The sequence below is a fragment of the Brevundimonas sp. EAKA genome, from assembly GCF_000698025.1.
Classification (GTDB): domain Bacteria; phylum Pseudomonadota; class Alphaproteobacteria; order Caulobacterales; family Caulobacteraceae; genus Brevundimonas; species Brevundimonas mediterranea_A.
The window spans coordinates 1-867 of sequence record NZ_JMQR01000268.1 but is presented as its reverse complement, the minus strand read 5'-3'; the positions used below and the strand labels follow the sequence as shown (position 1 = coordinate 867).

The window sequence follows — 867 nt, the reverse complement described above, 5'->3', positions numbered from 1 at the left end:
GAACTCCATCTTGTCCAGAAAGGCCGACAGGGTCTCGGGATCCGGATCGCGCACGGCGAAATCCTCGATCGGCTCGGGCGCCGGGGCGTCGCAGGTCAGGCGGACCAGCTCGCGCGACAGGCGGATCTGATCGGCGAAATTGATCAGGGTCTCGCGGCGCTTGGGCTGTTTGATCTCGCCCGCGCGGGCCAGCAGGGCGTCCAGGTCGCCGTATTCATCAAGCAGCTGGGCGGCCGTCTTGGGTCCGATGCCCGGGGCGCCGGGAACATTGTCGACGCTGTCACCGATCAGGGCCTGAAGATCGATCATCTTCTCCGGGCCGACGCCAAACTTCTCGAACACCTCGGGCTCGGCCAGCCGCCGGTCCTTCATCGGATCCCACATGACGACGCCGCCGCCGATCAATTGCATCAGATCCTTGTCGGAGGACACGATCACCGCCTCGCCGCCGGCGTCCCGGGCCTTGCAGGCATAGGTGGCGATCAGGTCGTCGGCCTCGTAGCCGGGCAGTTCGACGCAATGGACGCCAAAGGCCGCCGTCGCCTCGCGCACCAGGGGAAACTGCGGGACCAGGTCCTCGGGGGCCGGCGGGCGGTGGGCCTTGTACTGGTCATACAGGGTGTTGCGGAACGTCTTGTCCGAGTGGTCGAAAATGGCGACCAGATGGGTCGGGCCGTCGGCGCCCTTCATGTCCTTCAGCAGCTTCCACAACATGTTGCAGTAGCCCTGGACCGCCCCGACCGGCAGGCCGTCGGACTTGCGCGTCAGCGGCGGCAAGGCGTGATAGGCGCGGAAGATATAGGCCGAGCCGTCGATCATCCACAGCCGCAGGGCGGGGCCGTCCTGGGTGAGGGGGCGATCCTGTTC

Annotated in this window: 1 protein-coding gene; it reads right to left on the bottom strand. The window is 66.7% G+C overall.

The annotated features are described in order from the left end of the window. On the bottom strand, positions 1–867 hold an 867-nt coding region (locus tag ER13_RS17400; RefSeq protein ID WP_035311455.1), incomplete at both ends, for a 5'-3' exonuclease H3TH domain-containing protein.